We start from the raw sequence: 1,542 nt of genomic DNA, 5'->3' as shown, positions 1-1,542 counted from the left end.
CAGCCAATTTTTTTCATCTTCCGGCTTTAAAATAACTGGCATACGATCATGAATGTCTTTTACGAGATCATTGGGTGTTGTCGTGATCACAGAGCAGGTGAATACCGATTTCCCTTGTGGAGATTTCCATTGTTCCCATAAACCAGCCATCGCAAATAGCTGATCCGACTTCAGTTTTATCCGTATCGGAGTCTTCGTATTATCATCATGCCGCTTCCATTCATAGAAGCTGTCAGCAATGACTAAACAGCGTCTATTCTTGTATGCATGGCGAAAGCTAGGTTTCTCATTTAACGTTTCAGCCCTTGCATTAATCAGTTTGTAGCCAATTTTCTCGTCTTTTGCCCAGGAGGGGATTAAGCCCCATCTTAAAAAACCTAATCTGTTTTTACTGCCATCATTGATGACCGATAAAACAGATTGTGAAGGAGCCACATTGTAATTTGGAGAAAATAAATCTTCTTCAATAAATTGTTCGATATCAAACCGGTCAATAATTTGCTCGAAAGAAGCTGTTAATGTGAAACGGCCGCACATATAGATCACCTCATGATTGTTTTGTTTATTTTATCAGGAATTAGCGGTTACTTTCAAAATAAGTAATGGAGTCCTCGTAATGCACCAAATTATCTTATTTGTAAAGCAAAACAAAAGGGTTAGCCATTCACAAATAAACTATGAATAGCTAACCCTTTCTTTTAATCTATATAGGAGAAGATTGATTTATTGCAATTTCCCCCTACATTCTACCAATAACTCTTCCACGATTTCATCTTCCGAAATTAGAAAGGCTTTTTCATATAAATTACAAACCGGGCAAATATGGTTAGGGATGATTTGCACTTTATCTCCTACATTCACTTGGTTGCTGAAATCCTCATTGTAAATGATAGCATGTTCGTCAAAAACACCAAAAATATGGACATCATCAAATTCTTTAATAAGACCAAGACCTTTTGTTTTTGTAAGTCCTTTACTTCTAGTTTGAGCTGTAATTCCTTTCGCTCCTACGTCTGTAATAACTCGTTCCTTAGTTGGCTTACTAATGATTGTCGTAAGAACTGATGCAGCGCATTGGTCATACGTACCGATTACATTTGCCTGGGAGGAATCCATAAAGATATAAGTCCCTGGTCTAATTTCCGTGACACCTTTTGGTATTTCAAATTTCAGTATGAAAGGTGGAGTAGAACCGATACTTACGACTTTTGGTTTGAGGCCCATCTCTTCTGCTATTTCCGCAAAATACAATGTTCTTTTTACACTTGCAACATAGAGCTCTCTGCATTCTTCTATATTTTCTGCCTTATAAGTATGTCCATCATGAGAAAAAACACCTTTAAATTCAACATTTTTACACCCTTTAACAGCTTCTAATAAAATACGAAAATCATTTTCTTCAATAATCCCGGAGCGTTCCTCTCCAACCTCAATTTCTACAAGAACTTGAGCTTTTTTCTTTGCTCCTTCGAAAACCTCTTCAATTTCATTTACTTGATAGATATTATCGATGCCAAAAGAGATGTCAATGTTCTCAGATAG

General features: G+C 36.6%; 2 protein-coding genes. Both read right to left on the bottom strand.

What is annotated here, in order from left to right; genetic code table 11:
* On the bottom strand, positions 1-537 hold a 537-nt coding region (locus tag V7149_RS21000; protein ID WP_335347539.1), incomplete at its 3' end, for an SOS response-associated peptidase.
* A gap of 186 nt (positions 538-723) precedes the next feature.
* Positions 724-1,542, bottom strand: an 819-nt coding sequence (locus V7149_RS20995; RefSeq protein ID WP_335347538.1) for an alanine racemase, incomplete at its 5' end; no start/stop codon positions are given.

This window comes from Bacillus sp. JJ1503, from assembly GCF_036965125.1.
GTDB lineage: Bacteria > Bacillota > Bacilli > Bacillales > Cytobacillaceae > Cytobacillus.
Note: the sequence above shows the minus strand (reverse complement) of the source record. Positions and strands in the feature narration are given on the sequence as shown.